At 41.5% G+C, this 17865-nt stretch carries 13 protein-coding genes; 2 read left to right on the plus strand and 11 right to left on the minus strand.

Annotation, left to right across the window (positions count from 1 at the left end; all coding sequences use genetic code 11):
* Positions 1–36: 36 nt before the first annotated feature.
* Together LXM54_RS04170 and LXM54_RS04175 are read left to right on the plus strand one after the other, a co-directional pair.
* Positions 37–1098, plus strand: a complete 1062-nt coding sequence (locus LXM54_RS04170; protein WP_233313827.1) for an AbrB family transcriptional regulator — start codon at positions 37–39, stop codon at positions 1096–1098.
* A 474-nt stretch (positions 1099–1572) separates the two neighbouring features.
* The gene (locus LXM54_RS04175; RefSeq protein WP_233313828.1) at positions 1573–2322 is read left to right on the plus strand and encodes a hypothetical protein; all 750 of its coding nucleotides are present in this window, start codon (positions 1573–1575) and stop codon (positions 2320–2322) included.
* A gap of 26 nt (positions 2323–2348) precedes the next feature.
* Here the strand turns inward: LXM54_RS04175 and LXM54_RS04180 are convergent, their stop codons facing one another.
* The 11 genes from LXM54_RS04180 to LXM54_RS04235 all read right to left on the minus strand — a co-directional run bounded on the left by LXM54_RS04180 (position 2349) and on the right by LXM54_RS04235 (position 17862).
* Positions 2349–4901, minus strand: a complete 2553-nt coding sequence (locus LXM54_RS04180; RefSeq protein WP_233313829.1) for a rhamnogalacturonan lyase — start codon at positions 4899–4901, stop codon at positions 2349–2351.
* A gap of 93 nt (positions 4902–4994) precedes the next feature.
* On the minus strand, positions 4995–6095 hold the full coding sequence (gene bglB, locus LXM54_RS04185; protein ID WP_233313830.1) for a beta-galactosidase BglB: 1101 nt from the start codon (positions 6093–6095) through the stop codon (positions 4995–4997).
* Between the two features lie 13 nt (positions 6096–6108).
* Positions 6109–7473 carry a family 4 glycosyl hydrolase gene (locus LXM54_RS04190; protein WP_285854778.1) on the minus strand — a complete coding sequence of 455 codons (1365 nt, stop codon included), beginning with the start codon at positions 7471–7473 and terminating at the stop codon, positions 6109–6111.
* Positions 7474–7487: 14 nt separating this feature from the next.
* Entirely contained in the window at positions 7488–9473 is a 1986-nt protein-coding gene (locus LXM54_RS04195) for a beta-galactosidase (protein WP_233313831.1), read from the minus strand.
* Positions 9474–9478: 5 nt separating this feature from the next.
* Positions 9479–10177, minus strand: a complete 699-nt coding sequence (locus LXM54_RS04200; RefSeq protein ID WP_233313832.1) for a rhamnogalacturonan acetylesterase — start codon at positions 10175–10177, stop codon at positions 9479–9481.
* A 44-nt stretch (positions 10178–10221) separates the two neighbouring features.
* Complete coding sequence (locus tag LXM54_RS04205) at positions 10222–11259, minus strand: glycoside hydrolase family 88/105 protein (protein ID WP_233313833.1); 1038 nt, start codon at positions 11257–11259, stop codon at positions 10222–10224.
* 16 nt (positions 11260–11275) lie between these two features.
* Positions 11276–12049, minus strand: coding sequence for a carbohydrate ABC transporter permease (locus LXM54_RS04210; protein ID WP_396953809.1), 774 nt, complete (start codon positions 12047–12049; stop codon positions 11276–11278).
* A 128-nt stretch (positions 12050–12177) separates the two neighbouring features.
* Positions 12178–13077, minus strand: coding sequence for a carbohydrate ABC transporter permease (locus tag LXM54_RS04215; protein ID WP_233313834.1), 900 nt, complete (start codon positions 13075–13077; stop codon positions 12178–12180).
* A 66-nt stretch (positions 13078–13143) separates the two neighbouring features.
* The gene (locus LXM54_RS04220) at positions 13144–14433 is read right to left on the minus strand and encodes an ABC transporter substrate-binding protein (protein ID WP_233313835.1); all 1290 of its coding nucleotides are present in this window, start codon (positions 14431–14433) and stop codon (positions 13144–13146) included.
* 115 nt (positions 14434–14548) lie between these two features.
* On the minus strand, positions 14549–16099 hold the full coding sequence (locus LXM54_RS28200; protein ID WP_325169546.1) for a response regulator: 1551 nt from the start codon (positions 16097–16099) through the stop codon (positions 14549–14551).
* Positions 16096–17862: a sensor histidine kinase gene (locus tag LXM54_RS04235; protein ID WP_233313836.1), complete on the minus strand. Its 1767-nt coding sequence runs from the start codon at positions 17860–17862 to the stop codon at positions 16096–16098. Before LXM54_RS04235 ends, LXM54_RS28200 begins: the two co-directional genes overlap by 4 nt.
* Between the last annotated feature and the right edge of the window lie 3 nt (positions 17863–17865).

Genomic DNA, 17865 nt, shown 5'->3' on the forward strand with positions numbered 1-17865 from the left:
ATATACATCTAATAAATTAGCAAGAAGGGATATAGAATGTCATTTTATCAAATGTTAGTGTCAGCTATTATTGGCGGAACACTTTTTCAATTGCTTCAACTGCCGTTAGCATGGCTTCTCGGAGCGATGATCGGTACAATAGCCTTTATTAAACTCACCAAGCAAACTCCAAAACTTCCTTTCTCCTTTCGCACTTATGCACTGATTCCAATCGGTTATACAATCGGAGAAAATTTCAATAAACAAACACTTATGGATATGGTTACACATCTGCCATCCATGCTGGTATTGACCATATGTTTAATCCTGTTCAGTCTGCTGCTTGCAGTTGTGACGAATAAACTCACACACAGCAACCTGAAATCAACGATTGCAGGCAGTATCCCTGGAGGATTAACACAAATGGTGGCGATCAGCTCAGAAATTAAGGGCATAGATCTTACTGTCGTAACTATCATTCAAGTCAGCCGTATCATGACAGTGGTTATGCTAGTTCCTTTTATCGTTTATAGTCCGATTTTCCATGCAGGAAGCACAGCAGTTGCAAGTGCAAATGCAGAAGGCGTAAACTGGCTGTTTCTGTTCTTTCTAGTCATTTCATATGCAGCTGGGGCAGTTGCAAAAAAATGCAAATTTCCAACTCCCTATATGCTAGGACCGCTTATCATCATTGCTGGTCTTTTGCTTATTGGCATGGATGTACCGGCAATTCCAGTGCCAGTCATTGCTGCAGCACAGGTAATGATGGGCATTGATTTAGGCATGCAGATGAAATTCGGCGAAATCGAGAATAAACCGCGATTCTTAGCCGTTTCAATTATTTCTTCGATTGTACTTGTTGGTTTTTCCTTCGTTCTGTCCGCCATTTTACTGGGGATAGAAGAGAATATATCGCTATTAACCGCATTTATCGGCCTTGCTCCAGGAGGAATGGCGGAAATGGCCTTGCTCGGGCAGGCAGTTAAAGCCGATTTGACGATTATTACCACATATCAATTGTTCAGGCTTTTGTTTATATTATTTATAGTCCCGCTTATTATGAGGAAAGTTTTCCTGTTTGTGGAAAGAAGGCAGGCAGCAAAAGTAGTTATAAAATAGTTAACAGCAACTAGACATTAAAATTTATGTCTAGTTTTTTTGTTTATGAGAAGCGCTTTCATTATATAAAAAAGTGAATCAATAAGATTCGTTTAAACATGTAATTTAACTAGAAAAATAAAATAAATGATGCAATGAATCTATGCTAAAGACAATATTATAGAAACAATTAAAATAAAAATAAATGATCAGCTAAAATTAAATTAAAATTTAGCACGAACAAACAATTATATATAAAAACAGTAGAAATAATTTAAGAAACTATAAGTGAAAATTTTTATTCTGTCTCACTATCTAAAGTATACTTTAATTTGAGACAGAATTTTTCATAATTGTAATTGCTTATTATAATATATATTATGTAAACTAGAAAAAATGAAAAAAGAAAACTGGCTTTTCATTATCTTAAGATGCTTTTATATCTTCTCTTCTGGCATACTAATAACAATACAACTTTCACCAAGGAGTTTATACATGCTAATACATAAATTTCTACCTGCCATCAAAAGGCTTTCTGTTCATCAATCACTTACAAAACAAGATTTATTGACAGCTTCATTCCTAATTGGTGCTGAAAATGATCTTGTCATGTATTATGCACCACATAATGATTATGTAAACAAGCAAGCGATTATTATTATTGTCGGAATTACTCCTGGCTGGCTTCAAATGAAAAACGCTTATGAAGCTTTCCTTTCGTACGAACATATGAGCTTAACGGAACAACTAAAGCTGACGAAGGAATATGCAAGCTTTAGTGGATCGATGCGCATCAATTTAATTAATATGCTCGATGAAATCGGACTGCAAACGGAACTAGGCTTAAGCAGTACTGCTGAGCTGTTTGCAGAAAAACGGAATTTGCTTCATACTACCTCCCTTCTTAAATATCCAGTATTTTATAAAGAGCAAAATTATACTGGCCATAATCCATCAATGACACATGCTAAGCTCCTTCATCCTTATATTAACACTGTGTTTCCGGAGGAATTACAGCAGCTGCCTCAGAGCTCTTTAATCATTCCGTTAGGAAAAAAGGTTGAGGAGATGATGAAGAAGCTAGTGTCAGCTAATAAGATTAAGCAGCTGTATCTTTCCGGCTTCCCTCACCCTTCTGGTGCAAATGGTCACCGTTTAAAGCAGCTTATACAGGAAAAAGCTAGACTCATGGAAGAGCTTGCTGGCTGGTCTGAGACTTTTAAAAAAGACAACAGCCGCTACTAATGCTAGCGGCTGTTGTCCTATGTTTACTATTTCCACGAATTGATCAGTAAGTCAGCATGCTTCGTTAAATTTTTTGCTGCCTCATCTGAAATATATTTAGCTTTTACGCCCTTCTCTATCTGGTCCTTATATTTCTCCAATGCTTTAACTGCTTGCTTCTTATTGCTTTTTTCCTCGTGTTTTATAGCCTGCTTATAGCTGCTTTCTAACTGTCCGTACAGCTTGCCTGATAGTTCTCCCTTATCTTTATAATCCTTCATTAACTGACTAAGCAAAGCTTCTAAACCAGGTGTTGTGAACGTTGGCACTGGCACTTGTGACCAATCTGTATCACTTGCAAAATAGAAGCTAGTATAAGTAGGCTGATTATAGGTTGTGCTTTGTCTAGCTACACCTGTGCGGTATTGAACATCATGCATTAGTGTATAAAGCTTTCTGTCAGTCACTTCTGTGCTTTGATAGATTCTGATAGCAGAGCTGTCTGTTGTGCGGACTAGCAATTCCTCACGCCAGTCGCCAAATATGTCAGCTACAAGCGATGGATTCCCCTTTGTGCCATTATTCGTTCTCGTTCCTTCTAGTGTCAGAAGTCTGCCATTCTTCCAGTCTTCAATGGTCGGTGTCACTTCAAGAGCTCCGTCGACTATTTGAGTTGTCATATTGCCTGCCCATTTAATACTCATATTCGTACCTGGTCCAGCATCTCCGATTTTTTCTCCTTTTGCCGTATATAAGCCGACACCTGTGTTGGCCCATGTCTCAAGCCCAGGCTTTGTTGGGTCGATATCACCAATCATCCCTCTGCCTGTATCTTTACCTGTATAACCGCCATAAATAACTTCACCTGTCTTAGCATCCCTTAAAGTGTAACCGTACGGTGCACTCGTTGCCCCTTCATGCACCATGTATATTTCCAAACCAGGACGCTCGGGATCGATATCGGTGACATGAAGAGCGTCACCGTGTCCGAGTCTTGCCGTTGTTCCAGGTGAAGCACTTTCTTCAGGCATTACATCTGTAGAGCTGTACAGTAAAGAGCCGTTATCGTCAATCGTTGCTCCCCCATAGACAATTTCCTGCTTGCCGTCTGAGTCCACATCAGCCATTTCCAGAGAATGGGCCCCTTGTGTTGTTAATGTGCCGAATTCTTTATTGGTGCCATCCTTGCCATGAGGACTGTCATTGAACGGGTTAGACATTGGTGTCCAGCCGGAGTCGACATCCCATTTCTTCTTCAAATGCTTCCCATCCCAGCTGTAGGAAACAAGCGTTGTTCTTGTATAATAGCCTCTAGCAAACACAGCATATGGCTTTTTACCGTCAAGATAAGCTACTCCAGCAAGAAAGCGGTCCACACGGTTGCCAGGCTCAATGCGCGCCATCGCATAATCGCCCCACATTAAGCCGTCATCATGGCGGTCTGTTTCATAATGGATGGTTTCCAATTCCTTCCCTGTAGCTCCTTCAAATACAGACAAATATTCAGGGCCTTCAAGAATGAACCCTTCAAAAGTCCTTAAATCATTACGTGTGCTTCTGCTTGGTGCGTAAACATCCATGAAATAATCAACAAGACTTTCTGCGTCCTGTTTTGATAGTGGATAACTGTATTTCTTTTCGATGCCAAAGGCCTCTTCTAAGCTTTTAGGCCAATTGCCATTAACAACTTCTTCATGATGATGCCAGTTTCTAAACATTTTTACTAAATGATCATAATAATCTGCAGCACTCATGCGATAATCATCTTTATTGCTGTAGCCTGCCTTTATATCGCTTTTAGGCATCGTAATGTATTTTTCTGATGTAATATTGCCGTTTTTATCATAACGAATGACTTTCGTTCCCGGAGCAGTCTTAAACATTAACTCTGCTTTGCCGTCGCCATCAAAATCATACACCGACATTTGCGTATAATGCGCTCCTGCTCTTATGTTCACACCAAGGTCAATTCTGTACAGCAGCGTGCCATCCATCGTATAAGAGTCGATATACACATTGCCTGTATACCCTTTTTGAGAGACATCTTTAGAATTAGACGGATCCCATTTTACGAAATATTCATATTGCCCGTCGCCATCGACATCACCCACACTCATATCATTGGCAGAATATGTGTATGTTTCGCCTGCAGGCGTTACCCCGTCCGCTGGTTTTTGCAAGGGAATATCATAAAACTGGTCAGCCCATGGACGGACTGAAGCACTTTCATCGACTTCTTTCCCGTTCACGACTGCCCTTACCTCATAAGCAGACGAAGCACTACCAGTTTTGTCGAGAAAATTGGTGCTGTCACTAACGGTTGCGATTTTTTTGTTATCGCGGTATACATGGAAGGATGCTCCCTTCATCCCATTTTTTGTGTAGCCTGTCACCTCTGTTCCTAAAAGTCTCCAGCTGAGGAAGTTGCCTTCAGAAGTTTGGGCTGCTGTTAAGCCTCTGTCTAAGTATTCTAATTGCACTTTAGAAGAAGTATCTGTAGATTTGTGAGCAAAAACACTGCTTGTATCAACAAAAAGCAGCGGCAGCACCGCTGCAGCACAAAGTGCCTTTCTCATATAAGAAGAACCTTTCCAAGACATAAGCTACACCTCTTTTTAATTTTTTTGTAAACCTTTTCATTTTATTTTAAAGGAAGAACCTTGCATACGAACAAGGCCCCCTATTAAAATCTATTACTGACAATCTTGCAAAAATTCTGCGAGACAAAGAATAGCTAAAGATTGACCATACGGCATCGCGGTAATTCGAATATCCTTATAAAACTGGAGCGTATCTCCCATTCCAGTGCCGACAGAAACTTTTTGCAGCACTCCCTCGCTGTTTATTTCTCCTCTGAGTGCTTCAATCGCCTTATAAGCAGTTTCTCTGTACATTTCAGACACATAGCCCTTATGAACAGCCTTTAAAATGCCATAGGCAAACCCTGCAGAAGCAGACGCTTCTAGATAAGAGCTGTTGTCATTAATTAACGTATGCCACAGCCCACCCTCATTTTGCCAATGGTGCAATGCTTCAATTTGTCTTTGTAAAGTCTCTAGAAGAAAGGATGAGAAAAAGTCATCTTCCTGCAGCCCGAGAATATCAATTAATTCTGGGATAGCAATGGTGATCCAGCAGTTTCCCCTTCCCCACAGCGCTTCTGCATAATGATGATTGCCCTCAAACGTCCATCCGTGAAACCAAAGACCAGTTCGTCTGTCTGCTAAGTATTTAATATGAATGAGAAATTGCTTTTTTGCTTCCTCGATATAATCTTGTCTGTTTAAGAGCATGCCGATTTTCGCAAGGGGCAGCACGGTCATCATCAGCGTATCATCCCAAAGCTGATTTTTGTTTTCAGGCCCGTATGTCATATGCTGCAGTCCATCTTCCTTCGTCCGCGGCATCTCCTTCATGACCCAATCAGCCCATTCTTGCAAATGAGGCAAGTAGTCTTGATTTTTCGTATCTTCATATAAACAAGCAAGTGTTAATAGTGGTGCCATCGTATTGACGTTTTTCGGCGGGACTCCCTCTGTGAATCTTGCAGTAAACCAGTCATGAATAATCTGCAATGCTTTTTCGTCACTAGTCAGCTTCCAATATTGATAGATACCATATAAGCCGACTCCCTGCGGCCAATTCCAAACATGCCAGCTTTTATCATCAACGATTAATCCATCGAAATTAAGTAAATATTCACCAGTATCATCCTGTATTTTCGTTAAATTGTTCATTAACAGCTGGATTGTTTCTGTCACCTGTTTTTTATCTGCTGCTGTAATATTTGCCATTTGACCATCTCCTTTACTGATTTTGCTGCAAAATGCCCATTTCCTCAAATAATGCTGCTGCCTGTTCATAAGGAATGGCTGCAACCAATGGATCTTGAATAAAGGCATTAAAGAGGAGCTGATTGTCCATTGTTAACACCGCCTTTAGGACTGCTTCTTGGTTATGAACATGCCTGTTAACCATATTGGCAACATCAAGTGGCAGGTCTTTTGTTAAAACAGGCTGGACGCTGTTTCTGCGGATTAGAGCATTTGTTTCGACGATAGCATGATTAGGCAGATTTGGAATTTGACCTAGATTCGGAAAGTTGACGTTTGTCACTAGTTCCTCCAATCCAAGCAAAGCAAGGAGAATTTCCACCCCTTCTTCACCAGACGGCTCTAGGACGACTTTTGTATCACCAGTAAAAGCTTGTTCATTTTCGGTTATTTTCCGCGCTTGGTCTTTTACGCGAAAATCGACAGACGTTAAATGGAACTTCCAGTCATGAACTGTTTCAGGATTCTTTAAATAAACAGGCGGCATAAATTCGGCAAGATGACGATCGCCTGCTGCTGCAATAAGTCCGTATTTTTTAAATAAGTCAAATTTCACACGATTGCTTGAGCTGAATACACTTTCCTCCCATTTTCCTTGTTCTTTTTCGTATCCTGTTTCGGCATACTTCTCAGCAAACTGCTTATATAGGGGGAATAAGTCAATATTTTGATAAGCGGCCTCATTAAGCCATGTAAAGTGATTGATGCCTGTTACACTCACTTGGATGTCTTTGCGGTTTTTCACGTTAACATTTAGCATTTCACCAACCATATCTGCTAGCAAATGCTGTGTTTCAAACACTTCATGGCAGCAGCCGATCGCTTTAATTGCTGGAAACACCTCATATAAAGTGCGGGTGCATAAGCTCATCGGGTTTGTATAATTGATTACCCAAGCATCCGGACAATGCTTACGTATTTCGGCAGCGATTTCCACAAACATTGGAATCGTTCTGACAGCGCGTCTAATACCGCCTGGTCCAACCGTGTCCCCGACAGACTGGTATATTCCGTACTTCTCTGGAAGGTGAACATCCTTTGCCATATCTTCAAAAGTCCCTGGCAGGATTGAGATAATCACGAAATCTGCTCCCGTAAGAGCTTCCTCGATTGCAGGTACTGCTTCGTACTTCCATTTGCCAGTTGCATCAGGATGATTCGTTATATAGGTGCCGATTTTTTCATTTGTTTTTGCAGCTTCGAGATTAAGATCATAAAGGGCCACTGTTCCTGATATTCTTGACTCGAGGGCAAGATCATACATCAATCTTCTGGCCCAGCCTTGCGAGCCTCCTCCAATATAGGCTATTTTAATATCATCGGCCTGTAGTTTATCCATTTGTAATTCCTCCTTTAATACAATTGCAGAATTCGATATTCATAGTTTCCGAGCTTCCATTCACCTGCAAGTATTTCCTCTTGTGTAAGACAGTCGACTGCTTTTTGAGGAATGCTGACAGTCCCTCCGTTGCCGTCCATATTGACAATAACCCAATATTTTTTGCCATTCTGGTCTCTTGGAGCGATAATTGTTCCTTCTGAAGCGGTTATCTCTTGCTGTACTCCAGCGAGGCCTGCATATGTTGTGATGATTTCTGTCAGCATCCTACTCCCCGCATCACCGAGCGGCAAGGAACCGAGCATCACTATCATGCCTTTGCCGAGTTGTCTTTCTGTCAAAAAAGCTTTCCCTGAAACTAGCCCGCCCTTTATAACACCGACAGCCTTTGCTTCCTGTACATCAAAAACAGAGCTCCACAGCCCTAGTGGCGCAGTATGACCGAAGGCTTCTCCAACAGAACCAGTATCTTCAATCGGGAAGGTGAAGGCTGTCTCTACTCCTGCCAGCTTCTCAAGACTTCCTAAAGCTGCATCTGTATGTATCGTATGATGCTCTGTTCTGCCGCCGCTCAACGGGCCGACAATCCATATACCTCCCGCTTCAACAAATGCTTGTGCTTTCTTAATAAATTCATCTGAGAGATGATGAACAAAAGGAGTAACCAACAGTTTATAGCCGTCCAGCTCAGCTCCTTCCGGCAAAAGGTCGCGGTGGAGGCCTGATGCTAAAATATACTTGTAGAAATCCGTGATTAATTCCTTATAGTGCAAGCCTTTATGCGGTTCTGTGTTGAAGAATATCTTGGCTTTATCGGAATAAGTAAGCGCAATTTCTGCCTGCATTGGGGATGTTTCTGTCAAGATTGGTTCAATGGTGCGCCTTGCCGTTTCTGTTTCCAAAACTTCTTCATACCCGACCGTTGGTTTCCCCCAGGCGCTGATGACAGAACCATGGGGCTGTTCGCAGCCTGCTCTTTGCTGACGCCACAACCAATAGCAGAAAGCTTCTCCGCCTAATGCGTAGGCAGCCACTGCTTCTGCTTTTAAATAACCTTTTGGGTGGGGCTTCGCATAGCTTTCAAGCGATGCACTGTAGGAGGGACTTGTTTCCATAATCCAAAACTCCTTGCCTTTTTTCAGGTTTCGCCATAGATCACAATTGAACAAATATGAGTAATACGAATTGGCTGGCGCATATGTGTCAAAGGAAGCAAAATCAAGGTTTTGAAAGAGGCGTTCATTGTCGACAGCGAACATGACGGTGCTGTTATGGGTGATTGGTGCTTGTGAATGCTCGCGGATAATTGCTGCTTGTTCTTCTGCAAATTCGGCAATTGCTTCCGTTGAGAAGATTTGATACATCGTCTTTAATGATGAATTATGCAAAAATGGCACGGGTCCAGGCTGCGGAACTTGGTCAAAGCTGTGATAATACTCACTCCAAACATGTGTTCCCCAATCGTGATTTAAGCACTCAATCGAACCATAGCGCTGCTCAAGCCACTGATGCCAAAGCTGTCTGCAACTGTCACACATACATTCTGCTACATGGCATTTAAACTCATTATCAAGCTGCCAGCCGATCAGCCCAGGCATCCCGCCAAGTGCTTCTGCGATTTTCTTTGTGAGAATTGCTGCTCGTTGTCTGAAGTATGGATTATTGGTGCAAACATGCTGGCGAGAGCCATGAATCATTGTTTGCCCATTTTGATCGACATACATGCGCTCAGGGTGTTCATAAGACATCCAAATCGGCGGTGTTGCAGTCGGTGTACACATTACCGTCTCAATACCATTGTCATACAGACGTGCAATGATGTTTTGAAAGAAACTCAAGTCAATTGCTCCTTCGGTCGGCTCCATTTTTGACCAAGCAAATTCACCGATTCGAACGACATTGATGCCAGCTTCTTTCATAAGCACAATATCTTCTGCTATCGTCTTTTCATCCCAAAGCTCTGGGTAATAAGCCGCGCCATGATACAGTTTTTTCGCCATCTTAGCTATCTCTCCAATCTAATCTCCGTCTTTTTAATGAAGTTTTTTAGCTCCAGCGGTAATTCCATGATACCCTCTATAAGGAGTCTGCATATTTCCACAGCACCTGACGAGTGAAAATGCGTGTCATCTTGCAACCCGCTTGGATAATTTGGATGCTCGCCTGCAGTCAGCCAGACAAATAGTTCCTTTGACGCTTCTGGACCGAGAGATTCATACAGTCCTTTCGTTTTAACATGCATATCAATCAAAGGAACCGCTAATCTTTTCGCCAATTGCCGCATAGCGTCTGGATAATCCCCCAGCGTATCAAGCAGTGTTCCATCTTCGCTGAACTTCCGTCTGTTTACAGATGTTAAAAACACCGGAAACGCGTTCTTCGTATGTGCCAAGGCCGCATATTCGGCCAGACAAGCCTGATAAGAGGTATATGGCTCGGTTCCATATGACTTTTGATCATTATGGCCGAACTGAATAAATAAGTAATCACCAGGCTGGATTCTGTCTTGAATCGAAAGAAGCCTGCCTTCCTCTATGAAGCTGTTAGAGCTTCTGCCACCCATCGCTTCATTGCAGACTTCGATTTCCTCTGTAAAAAAATCCTGCAGCATTTGTCCCCAGCCTGCCATCGGGGCTTCAAATGCTGGACAGGTGGCTGCTGTTGAGTCACCTGCTATAAACAAGCGGATACTCTTATCCTTCACGCTTTGCTGCCTCCTATTTTTAAGAGATTCAAACTACTCCGATTTTATGCGTAAACACGATTCGTGCTTTTTATTAACTGAGAAAGGTACACAAGTGCAAGGCCTTGTCCCCAGCCATGGATCCGTTTGAACGGTACTCCTTTGTAGCCGTCTATATCATCCATAACAGCAGTTCCTGCAGAGACATTCATTACCTTTCCGTCTTCTGTTATGTGTTCAAGGATGGATGCAATTGATTTCTGTGTGTATTTGTTATAAAGAGAGCCTCGTGACAAAAGCGCTGCTGCAATACCACAGCTGCCTGACACTTCTAAATAAGAGGTGCTGTCTGTCAAAACGGTGTGCCACAAACCTGATTGATCATCCTGCAGTCTTGCTAACGCACTCAGCTGATCCCTTAAAGAGCCGTCAATGATCATAAAGGATGGATGTGTCACATCAATTAGTTCAAGCGCTCTAGCCATCGTCAGAGCGGCCCAGCCATTACCTCGGCCCCAATAAATACTGGACATATGGTTTTTCGCCATATTATCCCAACCATGGTAATAAAGATCAGTAACTGGATCTTGAAGCAGTTCTTCATGACCATGAAACTGCTTAAGCCCATCCTCGAAATATTCCTTGTTTTCTGTTAGCTTGCCAATCCGCAGCAGGAAAAGTCCAGCCATCATCATCGTATCGACCCATGCTTGTTCATGGAACACATACGTAGTCGAATTCACAGTATGCTGGAGAATTCCGTCACCGAAGCGCTCCGCGTCATTCCTCAAGTATTCTGCTAGTTGGATCGCTGTGTCTAAATAGCGTTGATCATTTGTGCCGGCATATAAGCTCAGCAGAGCATGACCCATGGAAACACCGTTAACAGACAGCTTAGGTAATCCATCCTCTAATCTTTCGTCCATCCAGTTTTTCAATAAATGAAGATATTCCTCCTTGCCAGTTACCTCATATGCTTCGGCCACTCCATAAAAGGCAACTCCTCCTGGCCAATCCCAATTAAAGTCCATTTGAAACGTCTTATTCACTACAGCATCTATCGCATCAAGAATGCTGCTTTCATCAAAAACAAGTGCTGGCATAATTTCACTCCTTCCATTATTTCAATCCGCTTGTGCTGATACCTTCAACAATATACTTTTGGAACAAGAAGAAAATAAGTACTACAGGCAGCAGGGACACAACACTCATAGCAAACATTCCGCCCCAGTTGGAGGCTGTTTCCGAATCTAGGAAAAGCTTTAAGGCAAGTGACACAGGATATTTCTCTGGACTGTTTAAATACAGAACAGGATTGATTAAGTCTTCCCATTTCCAGTAAAAAGAGAAGATACCTGCAGTCGCCAGAGCTGGTGTGATTAACGGCAAAATAATGCGGTAGAAAATGCTGAATCTTCCGCAGCCATCGATTCTTGCAGCTTCATCAAGCTCCATCGGGATATTGCGGATAAACTGCACCATTAAAAAGATAAAGAATGCATGCCCGAAATACTGAGGAACAACAATCGGCTTAATAGAATTGAGCCAGCCTAACTTCGCAAAAATAATATATTGCGGAATCATGATAATTTCGTGTGGAAGCATCATCGTTACCATCATGCAAGCAAACCAAAATGCCTTCCATTTAAATTGAATTCTGGCAAAACCGTAGGCTATCAATGCGGATGATGCAACCGCTCCGATTGTAGATAATACAACAATCACAAGGGAGTTTTTAATAAATACGCCAAAAGACTGTCCGGCAATCCCTTCCCAACCTGCTGCGTAATTGCTTAAAATAAACGGTTTTGGTATTAGAGAATGGGCGGTGATGAACACTTGTGAGCTTTCTTTAAAGGAGCTCATTAACAGCCAGATAATCGGATATAGCATCACCAAGGCGAATCCGCCTGTTACAAGATGGTAAATCCACTTTTTTGCCTTCAAACGAGGATTTTTATATGATACACCCGTATTTGGCATTAGCGGGCCTGTATCTTTAGTGGCGGTTTTCATGTAAATCAATCCTCCTTCGATTCGTAATGAACCCAAAATTTAGACGTTTTGAATAAGATCAGCGTCAAAATACCGACAATAACGAGAAGCACCCATGCCATGGCAGAGGCATAGCCCATCTGGAAGAAATTGAACGCTTTTTGGAATATATACAGGGAATACAGAAGCGTGCCATCAAGCGGTCCGCCTTCCCCTTTTGTGATAATATACGCTGGGGTGAATGTCATAAAGGCTGAAATAGTCTGCATTACTAGGTTAAAGAATATTATCGGACTTAACAGCGGCAAGGTGATTTTAAAGAAAACTTGAAATCTGTTGGCGCCGTCAACATTCGCTGCTTCATGGTAGGAAGGCGGTATATTTTTCAAGCCTGCCAAAAATATCAGCATGGATGAGCCGAATTGCCAGATCGCAAGAAAAATCAATGTCCATAACGCTTTAGTCGGATCTTGATACCAAAGGATTTTTTTATCGATTCCAAAGAAAAACAACAAGGCATTCAATGTACCTTCATTGCCGAAAATATTTCTCCACATGATTGCTACAGCAACGCTTCCGCCAATGATGGAAGGCAAGTAGAACAATGTTCGGTACAGACCGACTGCTCTGGATGCTTTATTCAAAAGCATTGCCACAATTAACGCGAATATCAGTCTGAGCGGTACTCCTGCAAACACATACGTAAAGGTTACCTTCAACGATTGCCAAAACTTATCATCACCTGTGAACATTTCCTTGAAATTATCGAGACCAACCCACACAGGGGTGGAAAATAAATCGTAGCTTGTAAAGGATAAGTACAAGGAAACGGCCATTGGGATGATGGTAAATGCCATAAAACCGATGATGAATGGGGATATAAATGCATAGCCTGCTAAATTTTCACTTAACTGCCGCTTTTTCATGCCGTTCAACTCCTCTGCGGGCCTTTAAGAAACTAAAAGGAGGAAAAGCTTTCCTCCTTTCTAGTTTTACTTGTTTCTGCCCAAAATTTCTTCAGCTTGTGCTCGGAACGTTTTTGCGCCTTCTTCTGGTGTAATTTTCTTAAACAGAATTTGTTCTGAAACATCCTTCAATGCTTTCATTACTTCCGCACTTCCAAGTGGATCAGGAGGATCTGCCTGGCTTGCATTCTGTGAAGCTCTTTCCACATATTCGAAGATTTTCGTTTCTTCTTCTGTTAATTCAGGCTTGATGGCTTCAATAACCTTAGAAGAAACTGGAACACCTCTGTCGCCTTTAATCAATTTGTTTGCCTCTACATCGTTTACAAAGAAATCAATGAATTTCGCAGCTTCTTTTTTATGCTCAGAGCTTTTTGGAACAGAGAAATACATACTTGGCTTTAAGAATAAAGCTGTTTCTGCTGATTGCTCTGGCGGAAGATTAAGAGTAAGCGGAGAGTCTGTCAATTGAGCAAACCCTAAATATTGGTTAGACCAGTTCCAAGTCATCGCAGCATTGCCTTTTACGATAAAGTCATCCTCAAGACCTTTAACCTGTGCTTGAACATCAGGTGTTGGGAATGCGTTATTAGCAAGGAGCTCAAGCTGTAAGTTAAAGTAATCTACAAATAACTTGTCATCTGTATAAGCTAATCCGTTGCCTTCTTGGTTATAGAAGCGCTCTCCCTGTGTTCTTAAATAGTAAGGGAAAAATACGTCTGCCGGGTTCATCCCGTTCGTACCGTACTTGTCTGTTGATTTTTGAACATCTGTTGCCATCTGCACGAAGTCTTCCCAAGTCCAATTTTCATCATTCAGGTCAACACCAGAGCTTTTAAGCATGTCATCATTTGTAATAACAGACAGAACATTGGAGCCTAAATTAAAACCGTACATGCTATCGCCGATTTTACCGCCTGATAAAGTATTTTCATCAATCGAGCTCACATCAATGCTTCCATCCTCCGTATATTTTGTTAAGTCTTCCAGCTGGCCTTTTTCCCCGTATTGGGAAAGATAGGCTGTATCCATCTGAATAATGTCAGGAAGCTGGTTGGCAGCTGCCATAGGTGCTAGCTTCTTCCAATAATCATCAAAGTTGGCGAACTCTGCTTCAATTTCAACATTCGGATTCGCCTTCTCATACATTTCAATTACCTTCATTGTGTAATCATGCCTTGGCTGTCCGCCCCACCATGCTACACGCAAAGTAATTTTTTCATCTTTGCCTCCTGAAGTCTCTTTGCCGCTAGAACTGCAGGCTGCTAAAGAAAAAAGTAAAAGAAAACTTAAAGTGATAAGGCCTAGCTTTTTCATATATTGCCCTCCTTTATTGAAAGTGCTTACATCCTTAATTTAATGCATTTTTACTTTCTCTGTAATGGAAAAAACAGATATGAATGTGCAAAAAACAGATATAAATAAAACGCTTTCAAACAAGGTTTTGAGCTTTGCGATAATCTGACGGTGTATAACCGGTATACTTTTTAAACACTTGGCTGAAATATTGCGGATTATCCCCAAACCCTATCATATCTGCCAATGTCACCATTTTGACATCATCATTTTCCGTTATATAAGCGATTGCTTTTTCAATTCTCCATTTCGTCAAATAAGCAGAAAAGCGCTCCCCTGTTTCTTGTTTAAATAATTTTCCAAGATAGTCAGGGTTCATATACAGCATCTCATTTGCGACCAGCTTTAAGGATAGATCTGGATTGGAAAAATGGGTTTCAATTATATCAATCACCTTGCTGATTACAGATGATTGCTTTGTCACAAGCCGCGCACTATATATTTCCGACAGCTGTGCTGCACAATCCTTCAGATAATCCTTCATCTGCTGAACAGTCTCCATTGCCAGCAATTCTGTTGTACCAGTATGCAAGTCTAGCTCTTCGTCTTTATCGGCTTTAATTATTTCCTTATAAAGCTGAATACAATGAGATTTTGTCCGGTGGATGCCAAGCCGTTGATTCGCCATAGTGGCAAACAGACTGTCAAGCACACCCAGTGCCTCCTCTTTGTTTCCAGACTTGATTCTTAAAGTTATTTCCTGCTCATCCAAGGAAAACGGTTCGCTACATGTTTGATTTCTAACAGGTGTAATATTGGCAGCTGTAATCAGCTTGCCTGTGCCGATATAGAATTTATGTCCGATAAATTCACAAGTTTGCTTATACAGTTTCTTTATTTCTTTGAGAACGCCAGATTCGCTTAATGCAGCAGTTGTTTGCACATTGTATTTCGAAGAAAACTGGGACTGTATGTCTGTCACAAGATGTATAACATCCTGCCTTGATTCCACTACAATGATGGCCTGTTTCCCGATAACTGTTGACAGCACAAGTTCAGGCACAAGCTCCGCAGCCATTTCTGCAAGGTAGGTTAAATATTCATTAGAATCCTCGCTCTCCACTTCCAAAAGAGCAAGCATGACTTGCTTATGTCTGTCTTTTATGTCAAATAAGTGTTCATACCGCGTAAAATCACGATTAATCTCTTTGCCTGCAAAAAGCTCTGTTAACAGCTGTGCCTTCATATATGGCTGAATTTTCTCTAAATTCTCTTCGAGAAGGAGGAATTTTTTATTCTGCTGTTTTTTTGCCTCCAATTCCTTAATGATGTCTTGCAAGGCAGCAGTGATTTTCTCTTCATTGCAAGGTTTGAGCAAGTAGTTTTTGACACCATATTGCATTGCCTGTCTTGCATATTCAAATTCTCCAAAGCCTGACAAGAGAATAAAGCTTGTAGCAGGAAACTCTTCATACACTTTTTTAGCTAAGGCAATACCATCCATTCCTGGCATCTTTATATCACTGATTACGATATCCGGTTGATGTAAGACAATTTTTTCATACGCATCGACGCCATTTCGCGCCGTAGCCACAAGCTCTGTATGGAGCATGCTCCAGTTGATGACGCTTGAAATTCCTTCCACGATAATTCTTTCATCATCAGCCAGCAATACTTTATAGGTCATCTGATACCACCCCTTTGAATTGGTAAAATGACTGTTACAGCTGTGCCTTTTCCAGCGAGATTCTCAATTTCCAAACCATATTGCTCACCAAAACCGAGCTTTATTCGCTGATCAATATTATTTAGGCCAATCCCGGTTCCTTTTGGTTTAATAATGCCTTTTTTTATGTATAGTAGTGTATTTGGATCAATACCAGGTCCGTTATCCTCCACTCGGATATACAGTAATTGTTCAGTCTCTACTGCTGATAGTTTAATAGTAGAGACATCAAGAGCAGGCTCCACTGCGTGCTGAAAAGAATTTTCTAAAAGCGGCTGAAGTGTCAGTTTCGGGATATGATGGTGCAGCACAGAAGCAGGTATATCCATTTGAAAATCAAGCCGATCGGCAAACCGATAGTTTTGAATCGTCAAATAGCTTTGGACAATGTCCAGCTCCTTTTCCACTGTAATAATATCTTCATTAAAATTAATAGAATTACGCATGAGATGGCCAAGTGCTTCCACCATGCTGGAGATTTGCTGCTGCTTATTCGTTTTCGCCAGCCAGTTGACCGATTCTAACGTATTGTATAGAAAATGCGGATTAATTTGTGCTTGCAGTGCTTTGAACTCGGTTTCTTTGACTAACAGCTGTTTAGAGAAATTTTCCTTGATCAATTCATCAATACGCTGAACCATTGTCTTAAAATTTCGATATAGCGTTCCAACCTCATCCTCTGGCATTTCATCTACCTTAAGTGATTGCACAGCTAAAAAGTTACCTTTTTGCACCTCCTGCATGGTGGAGGCCAGCTCCTCGATCGGATTGGTAATTCTCTTTAAAAATCCAAAACCAATTGAAATCAGCAGGATAAATAAAAACGTGAATAATAGCACCATCGAGTATTTGACTGCTGTAATTTTGGAAAACATCGCATGAAAGGGGATGATATTCCAATATGTCCAGTCCTCAAAATTTGTGGCAATATGATTTACGAAATATCTTTCGCCGTTTATTTTCTCAATACCATAGCCTTGCCCCTTCTTTGTGATGAAATCAAAATTACCTAAATCATGGGTACCCTTTTGTGAGTAAAAAACTTGGCTGCTGTTAGAGATAACGATATTACCGCCGACCTCTCCTTGTGTAAGCGGCAGACCGGCAACGATTTTATCAAGGTTGACCCGAATCATCAGCTTGCCGATTCTGTCAAAGTTTAAATTCTCATACGAGCGCAGCAGGCGTACAGAAGTCAAAAATTCATCCACACCGTCTATTTCCATCCAATAATTTTTGCCTTCATACCTGTCAGCGCTGTACATAGCAATGCGCTTTTCCTTTTCGCCAAGCGGTTTAGAGCTTGAGCCCGCTAAGAATTCTCTCCCTGAAGAATCATAAAGATAGATAGAATGGATATACCTTTCCGAGCCGACGTAATTGGCTAACTCCTCCTCCAGCTTTTGCTCGAGCCGGTAAATATCATAGCCAGTAACCTCTCCCTGCAGCTCCAGCAAAGCTGATTGTATTTGCGGATCAACGGCAATATTAAAGCTTACCTCCTCGATGCGTTCCAGCTCTTCTTCAATGGTATTGGATGACATCATTAATACCTGTGATGATTTTGCATATATTTGTTCATCATATAGGCTGAAAGCATATTGGAGACAAATTAATACGAGCGCAAGAGTAACGACCATAAGAAGTGTGATGCGAATAAAGAGCTTTCCATTCAGTTTCGTATTTTGATAGATTGTGATGATTGATGCCCATGTTTTTCTCATAGA

Source organism: Bacillus sp. Au-Bac7, assembly GCF_021341655.1.
Taxonomy (GTDB): domain Bacteria; phylum Bacillota; class Bacilli; order Bacillales; family Cytobacillaceae; genus Niallia.

Bases quoted from the DNA above. Each gene is read 5' to 3' on its own strand.
- LXM54_RS04190 (WP_285854778.1), bottom strand. From the start codon at position 7,473: ATGGATAAACTACAGGCCGATGATATTAAAATAGCCTATATTGGAGGA.
- LXM54_RS04195 (WP_233313831.1), bottom strand. From the start codon at position 9,473: ATGGCGAAAAAACTGTATCATGGCGCGGCTTATTACCCAGAGCTTTGG.
- LXM54_RS04215 (WP_233313834.1), bottom strand. From the start codon at position 13,077: ATGAAAAAGCGGCAGTTAAGTGAAAATTTAGCAGGCTATGCATTTATA.
- bglB (WP_233313830.1), bottom strand. From the start codon at position 6,095: ATGGCAAATATTACAGCAGCAGATAAAAAACAGGTGACAGAAACAATC.
- LXM54_RS04175 (WP_233313828.1), top strand. From the start codon at position 1,573: ATGCTAATACATAAATTTCTACCTGCCATCAAAAGGCTTTCTGTTCAT.
- LXM54_RS04235 (WP_233313836.1), bottom strand. From the start codon at position 17,862: ATGAGAAAAACATGGGCATCAATCATCACAATCTATCAAAATACGAAA.
- LXM54_RS04210 (WP_396953809.1), bottom strand. From the start codon at position 12,049: ATGCTATATCCGATTATCTGGCTGTTAATGAGCTCCTTTAAAGAAAGC.
- LXM54_RS04220 (WP_233313835.1), bottom strand. From the start codon at position 14,433: ATGAAAAAGCTAGGCCTTATCACTTTAAGTTTTCTTTTACTTTTTTCT.
- LXM54_RS04205 (WP_233313833.1), bottom strand. From the start codon at position 11,259: ATGCCAGCACTTGTTTTTGATGAAAGCAGCATTCTTGATGCGATAGAT.
- LXM54_RS04170 (WP_233313827.1), top strand. From the start codon at position 37: ATGTCATTTTATCAAATGTTAGTGTCAGCTATTATTGGCGGAACACTT.
- LXM54_RS28200 (WP_325169546.1), bottom strand. From the start codon at position 16,099: ATGACCTATAAAGTATTGCTGGCTGATGATGAAAGAATTATCGTGGAA.
- LXM54_RS04180 (WP_233313829.1), bottom strand. From the start codon at position 4,901: ATGTCTTGGAAAGGTTCTTCTTATATGAGAAAGGCACTTTGTGCTGCA.